This is a genomic window from Bacteroides sp. OF04-15BH, assembly GCF_003477995.1.
Lineage (GTDB): Bacteria > Bacteroidota > Bacteroidia > Bacteroidales > Bacteroidaceae > Paraprevotella.
In genome coordinates, this window is record NZ_QUEM01000060.1 from 1 (window position 1) to 6,662 (window position 6,662).

The window sequence follows — 6,662 nt, forward strand, 5'->3', positions numbered from 1 at the left end:
CAAGAAGGACGCTGAAGAGCTTAGTTGCGGATTTGAGGATTATCATTTATAAGTTATTAAATCTTTTAATTCTTTGTAGCCTGAGTTTATTCTATCTATAAAATCAAGACCATCTGGTAATACGAACCATGTTGAATGCCCTCTAGATTGAGGACTTCCTATGCATTCTAAAAGCCCGTTCTGCTTCTTTGAATCATCCCACTCGCTATCAGCTATGTTCCACCTGATAGCTAGTTTTATTTCACCATACCATTTTACTATTGCTAAAGAGTATCCTGGATTCTCTTTGCCATCAAAAAGCACTTTTATAACTTCAACCTTTCCTTTAGGTGAAGCTACAATAAGTGGATTTCTATAAATATATGCCATATTATATCTTTTTTTTGCGAATATAATATTTTACAGCTACATACGTACATACATAGGTATATTTTTTTATGAACTTAGGTATTATATATTATGCTTTTTGGCTTTTTCTTATAGAAGTATCTATCATAATATACTCAGCTCAATTTTATATTGTTTATATTCCATTCTCTAATATTAAAATTCTAGCCTGAACCCCTTTTGCTTAAGTTCAAAATACTTCTCCGATTTGAACTTATACATCTTTGGTATTCTAGCCGGTGTATCAGCTTCTCTCACTCCTACTTCTTCCAATAAACCAAGTTTCAACATCTTCTTATAGAAATTCCTTCTGTCGAATTTCACTTCTAGAATTGCTTCATATAGATTTTGAATCTCACTCATAGTAAATACCTCTGGCAGTAAATCAAAACCTATAGGCTTAAAACATATTTCATGTTTAAGGTGAGACAAAGCCTTTCTAAGAATCATCTCATGATCAAATGCTAGTTGTGGTATCTCATTATATGAAAACCAACTTGCTTTAGCTGCATCATCACCACCAATCACTTCTTTCATCCGAACTAAAGCATAATGTGCAATGGTTATAACACGTTCGCGTGGATCCCTATCAACATTTGTAAAAGTATAGAATTGTTCTAAAGGTATATCTTTTAAACTTGTTTCTTCCATTAATTCTCTTTTCGCGGCTTCTTCTGCCGATTCATCTATCCTTAAAAAGCCTCCAGGGAAAGCCCATGCTCCTTTATATGGTTCTACTCCCCTTTGAATCAATAGAACTTTTATGCTGGTACCATCAAATCCAAAAATCACACAATCCACGGTTACTGCAGGATGTGGATATTTATATGAAAATTTATATTCTTCCATTATTATGCGTATTATATACGCAAAGATATATATTCCATATTCAAATATCAAATTTCTGCGTATATTTTACGCATTTTAATATATCTACCTATACATTATATACGATTCATTTTTTTATTCTCTGATGTTTAAAGTTAAGGGAAGATAAGGTTGCAATGTTGCAATCTTATTTTATTTATCTCTATATAAACAGATTGAAATATTTCTTTATTAAATCATTATATTAACCTTTCTATACCTTTGCATCAGTAAAACAAATTCAGTCACATAAAAATTAAGAATTATGAAAAAGATATTTTTTGCTTTCGCACTTTCATGTATAGGTTTTATTTCTACAAATGCTCAGAGTTTATATAATTCAAACTCCTATTTTGGTTCGAGTTCTTCTACCTCTATATCCTCTACAAATAGCTCAGTTCGCTATCAGAAAGGATACACTAGAAAAGACGGAACTTATGTAAATGGTCACATGAAAACAAGAAGCAATAATACCAATCATGACAACTTCTCTACCATAGGAAATTCAAATCCTTATACCGGTTCTACGGGTTCTGTTGCTAAAGACTATTCTGTAGGTGCATATAATTATGGGAGCGGTAAGACCATTCATACTGGTAGTCGCGGTGGACAATATTACATCAACAGCAACGGTAATAAGACTTATGTTCCTAAAAGAAGAACAAGATATTAATCCCTATAGAATTATTTAAATAAGAGGAACTATCATTAACTATATAATGTCATATAAAGTATGGGTACAATAACTAATGATAATGAATTCATAGTCCTTGATATAAACAGTGATAGTAATAATTTTAAGTGTTTAGCAAGTGTCAGCTCTGCCTTGTCTGCAGCCAGATCTGATGTTGAAGTGTTAGATGAAACAATCAATTCAATAAAGGGTTTAAAGCCTGATTGTGATAAAATTGATTATGCTCTAGCTGCAAGTTCAGGAGCTTTATGTGGCATAATAGATATTTTTCTTGTTGGCAAACCTGGTGATACTTTTTTGGGCAATATTACTGATAATTGGTTTGAAAGAAGAACTTGCGATTTCGCTAAAATATGTGGTTGGAAAGGTAATGAACAGAATCCGGTAAGTTCAGCAATAAGCTATCTTGAGAGGTACTTTAAAGTTCCTTATGACCAGAGAGGTTGCGGTGATGCCGGTCAGTTCATATTTGAACTGAATCCTACCAACCACCACTTTAAATCTTTGGCTCATAATCCAAGTTTGCTCGGTCTATTCGTTTCTATACTTGACCAATTTACAAACTCATCTCATTTTATCTTAAACGGAGAACTTATAGAGTTAGTTGATGCCGATGGTAGTTTCAAATTAAGAGGAAACACTCTTATGGGTAAACTCTGGTGCGGTTTTGTCAATTGGTTTGGACACCTAATGTCTGATGTCTGTGGTTCTTCGGGAAGCTCAGGAAGAGGTATGGGTATTCCTTCTCCTTTATGGACATGGATGAATAGTATAATTGCAATCAAGAGTAAGTTAGGTATCCCTGTTGGTGAATTTGATAAAAATTTTAATGAACTGGCTCTTACACTATACAAAGAAGGTTATGATTTCCGTTTTCAGACTACACAATTAATTCCTGTGCTAGTCAATGAACTGATAGTAAGATTATGCTACTCTATTAGACGTGCCATAGGGTATTACAGAGAAACACCAGATGAACAACGCTCCTTTAAAGCCATGTGGAACAGATGTGCTCCTTTTAAAAATCCTACAGTAAAAAGAATGTTAACGGTAGCACACGGAACATTCTGCCTTGTAGATATAGGAGATGCTACAATTAGAGGTTTTGTTACTGGAGCTGGTTCTTTTAATCCTGTCGAATTCTTTTTAAGGCTTAATATTGTTGGACTTGGTAGATTTACTATCTCATTATATGGTGAAACAAAACGTGAAATTAATTACTATAAGGCAAAGAATAAAGCAATATTTGCTGAAAGACAAAAAACTGTTCTTGATTTTTACATATCTGGACTACAACAACTAGAAATCTTGTATGACGATAAAGAATACCTTACTCTAGTTGATGACTTAAGAAACAATGATTACTTAACAGCTTTTACAAAAAGTACATCATTAGCTAAATTAAGAGGTGTTCCAGAGAAAAAAATATTGACAACAAAATCCGATATAGATAACTATTTTAACAACTAAGAATATGAGCAAACAATCAAATTTAGATAAATCAACTGATAGACTTAAAGCATTAATCAGCATTGTAAACAAACTTATTAATGAACTCGGCGTTAGAGATGAAATATTGTATAATACACTTAGTATTATTCAATCTCAGATTGACAAAATTAGAAATGTGCCAAGTGATACACTGCTGACTTATCAGAGAATAAAAGAAGAAAGACTTTCTTGGAAAAAACAGGTGGATAAGATATATGATGATTATGAATCTGCCAAAAAAGCAAATGTTGGATATGCTGCAAGTGGTACTGGATTAGGTGTTGGTGTAGCATTTCTTGGTCCATCTGCAGCTATGGGTATTGCAACAACCTTTGGTGTTGCTTCAACCGGTACAGCTATTTCTGCTTTGAGTGGTGCTGCTGCAACAAATGCAGCATTGGCATGGCTGGGTGGTGGTGCTTTAGCTGCTGGAGGTGGAGGAATGGCTGCTGGTAATGCTCTATTAGCTTTGGCTGGTCCTGTTGGATGGACTATAGCTGGACTTTCATTATTAGGTAGTGGTATATTTTTCTTGAAGTCTCTTAATGAAAAGAAAAAGCTAGAGAATATATTCCTTCTTATTAGTTTACGTGATGAAAAAAAATATCAGATGGCTATAGTTGAACTGAATGAAAGACTTAGTAGAATTGCTGATGAAACAAAAAAACTTCAGGAAGCTATTATTAATATCAGCTCATTTGGTTATGACTATAATAGTATGACAGAAGATCAACAATATGCTTTAGGTTCATACGTAAATCTCATGAACTCCGCGACACAGCTATTGGTTAATCCAATCTTAGGTCTTCAGCCCAACTATACAGATAGTGACTTAAGTGACTTTATTTCGTGGAATGTTTTAGGTAGATCGCTAATTAATAAGTCTGATAAGTATAAAAGCTTAATCGTATATTTGGTAAATCTTTTCTGGGCTATTCAAGTTGATGATTCTGACATGAAACTTTTTATTAATTCATTGAAAAAGAATAAAGATTTCTTGACAGAAATGGGGCTTTCTAAAGACGAACTTGATGAGAAGCTCATAAAATATATTCAGGAGGCAATTAGAAGAAAAAAGAATCAGAAGAAAAATTAAATACTATTTTCATTTGAGTCTCAGTTAAATGATGTATAATAAGTTCTTAATCAATATAATACATGCCAATAAATTAAAAGGACATTACCCAGTTATCCCTTTCATCAAAGATAAATCCCAATCCTGGTTTGCCAGCCGCATTTATTCCTTTTTTCAGGAGAATTTTCTTTATGGCTATCGCCATGAAAATTCACCTGAAAAAGAATGCGGCGGCAAACGGATTAGTATTAAAGGAAAGATTACAGGGATTAACTGCGACCGACATGACGCATAGCCATAAACCAAAGGCGGCTATCCTTATATTCCATATATAGCCTCATAAATACAGTGAAAATCCCCCTTCCTCAAAAACAAAACATAGACTGCTTATCAAAACCCGAAATAAGACAGGGATTTCAGCTTCCTCCGATCTGCATAGTATAGTGGCTTCGCCATGACATCTGATGTCATATAATGCACTTTGATGATAGCCTCTTGTGCTCCACAGCCTTCTATTTTTGTACCAACCACTTAAACTAATGATTATGGAGATAGTGAACATAGAAGCCGGTACATTTATGGAAATGAACAACATATTGTTCAAAATAGAAAAACAATTGAAAGGACTGAACTCTTCCAAGTCTGAATTGAATGAATGGTTGGATAATCAGGAGGTATGTATTCTTATGAATATATCAGACAGGAAGCTATTGTCTCTAAGGCAGAAAGGACTAATCCCCTTCAGTCGTATAGACAGAAAAGTGTATTATAAAAAAGAAGATATTCTAAACTATATGAGGAATAACCTTAAAACACATACAAATAATGGAAATGGGACAACTAGTATTGAGTAAGGACAGTAATGAGGTCAAGAGATTTATTGAAGCCATGGAAGATATATCCAAAATGTTAGATGCAAATTCTTTAATCTACAGACCTATATTGGACGGGAACCGCTATATAACAGAACAAGAGTTATCAAAGGCTCTCAAAATAACAAAAAGAACACTCATTGAATATAGAATGAATGGTAAATTACCCTATTACAAAATAGGAGGAAAAATTCTGTATAAGGAACAGGACATTATAGATATATTGGAAAGAAACAAAGTTTTGGCATTTGAATGACATTTCTTAAATCACTAATAATCGAAAGCTAAACTTTATACAAATAACTTGTAACCACTTTAAATAACTATATAAATATTTGGAGGAATAGAACCGAACACTTACCTTTGTAAAGTCAAAGGATGATTAACGAGAATCTATCGAAAATTGGTGAATTTGGCATATGGCTGATTCAGTGGTTCGGGGATTTTTCCAAAGATATTAAAGTGCTGTAATTTAGGATTTTGAATTTAAATATTCGATTTCTGGTGGCACCACTTTGAAGAAAAGCAAAAGACAGTAAAATCCTGATTTCCAAGCGAAATCGGGATTTTTTGTTTTCCCCCGACACGCAAAAAACGGCAAAATATTACCGTTTGAGGTGGAGCAAAAGGTGGAGATAAAAGGTGGAGCAAAAATCTCCATCAAATTAGAGTCTTTCTCACTGATTTGCAATGTTTTGCGTATCAAGAAAACGTGGTCGGGTTCCTACTTTTATCCAAACTAAAACTGTAGGAAAATGAAAAGAAGTTCATTCAATGTGCTTTTCTTCTTGAAGAAGACCAAGCTGCTGAAAAATGGAGAAGCATCCGTTTGTATGCGTATCACTGTAGATGGTACGCGAGTTGAAAACAACATCCGCAAAAGCATTGCCCCGTCTCTCTGGAGTCAGGCTAAGGAATCCGCCAGAGGCAAAAGCCGCAAGTCATGTGATCTGAATGCCTATATCGAAAATGCGAGAATCAAGTTACATCAGATTTTTTGTGAGCCGGAAGAACAGAACCAGCCTATAACGGCACGTCTGTTACAGGAAATATTTTTCGGACAGGACAAAGAACCGGAAGCGGTACGCACCCTTATCGGTACCATGTAGGAGCACAATGACCAATGCCGTGCCCTGGTCGGGAAAGACTATGCCCTGATTACCGTTCGCCGTTATGAAAGCTGCAAGCGCTATCTTGCCGAACTTATCAGACAGAAATACGGAAAGGATGATCTGCCGCTGGCGGAAGTCAACGGTGAGCTGGTACGTGCCTTTGA

7 protein-coding genes and 1 pseudogene are annotated in these 6,662 nt (G+C 34.7%); 6 read left to right on the top strand and 2 right to left on the bottom strand.

The genetic code is table 11. The annotated features are described in order from the left end of the window. Positions 1-42: 42 nt before the first annotated feature. Positions 43-369, bottom strand: coding sequence for a hypothetical protein (locus tag DXA74_RS15220; protein WP_118528984.1), 327 nt, complete (start codon positions 367-369; stop codon positions 43-45). Between the two features lie 174 nt (positions 370-543). Next, positions 544-1,236, bottom strand: coding sequence for an NUDIX domain-containing protein (locus DXA74_RS15225; protein WP_118528997.1), 693 nt, complete (start codon positions 1,234-1,236; stop codon positions 544-546). Positions 1,237-1,519: 283 nt separating this feature from the next. Between DXA74_RS15225 and DXA74_RS16250 the strand changes: the two genes are divergently transcribed. The 6 genes and pseudogenes from DXA74_RS16250 to DXA74_RS15255 all read left to right on the top strand — a co-directional run. Beyond that, positions 1,520-1,927, top strand: a complete 408-nt coding sequence (locus tag DXA74_RS16250) for a hypothetical protein (protein WP_147401154.1) — start codon at positions 1,520-1,522, stop codon at positions 1,925-1,927. 60 nt (positions 1,928-1,987) lie between these two features. Continuing rightward, the gene (locus DXA74_RS15230; protein WP_118528986.1) at positions 1,988-3,418 is read left to right on the top strand and encodes a hypothetical protein; all 1,431 of its coding nucleotides are present in this window, start codon (positions 1,988-1,990) and stop codon (positions 3,416-3,418) included. A gap of 4 nt (positions 3,419-3,422) precedes the next feature. Next, positions 3,423-4,535 carry a hypothetical protein gene (locus DXA74_RS15235; protein WP_118528989.1) on the top strand — a complete coding sequence of 371 codons (1,113 nt, stop codon included), beginning with the start codon at positions 3,423-3,425 and terminating at the stop codon, positions 4,533-4,535. Positions 4,536-5,059: 524 nt separating this feature from the next. After that, entirely contained in the window at positions 5,060-5,368 is a 309-nt protein-coding gene (locus DXA74_RS15245) for a helix-turn-helix domain-containing protein (protein WP_199666205.1), read from the top strand. Further along, a complete protein-coding gene (locus DXA74_RS15250) occupies positions 5,346-5,642 on the top strand; it encodes a helix-turn-helix domain-containing protein (RefSeq protein ID WP_118528995.1) in 297 nt (98 codons plus the stop codon). The genes DXA74_RS15245 and DXA74_RS15250 overlap by 23 nt, the downstream gene beginning before the upstream one ends. Positions 5,643-6,141: 499 nt before the next feature. Further along, positions 6,142-6,662: pseudogene (locus tag DXA74_RS15255) on the top strand (Arm DNA-binding domain-containing protein); the annotation flags it as partial.

What these genes read in the sequence shown, in the direction of transcription:
- DXA74_RS15245 (WP_199666205.1), top strand. Translation starts at nt 5,060, where the DNA reads ATGGAGATAGTGAACATAGAAGCCGGTACATTTATGGAAATGAACAAC.
- DXA74_RS15225 (WP_118528997.1), bottom strand. Translation starts at nt 1,236, where the DNA reads ATGGAAGAATATAAATTTTCATATAAATATCCACATCCTGCAGTAACC.
- DXA74_RS15220 (WP_118528984.1), bottom strand. Translation starts at nt 369, where the DNA reads ATGGCATATATTTATAGAAATCCACTTATTGTAGCTTCACCTAAAGGA.
- DXA74_RS16250 (WP_147401154.1), top strand. Translation starts at nt 1,520, where the DNA reads ATGAAAAAGATATTTTTTGCTTTCGCACTTTCATGTATAGGTTTTATT.
- DXA74_RS15235 (WP_118528989.1), top strand. Translation starts at nt 3,423, where the DNA reads ATGAGCAAACAATCAAATTTAGATAAATCAACTGATAGACTTAAAGCA.
- DXA74_RS15250 (WP_118528995.1), top strand. Translation starts at nt 5,346, where the DNA reads ATGGGACAACTAGTATTGAGTAAGGACAGTAATGAGGTCAAGAGATTT.
- DXA74_RS15230 (WP_118528986.1), top strand. Translation starts at nt 1,988, where the DNA reads ATGGGTACAATAACTAATGATAATGAATTCATAGTCCTTGATATAAAC.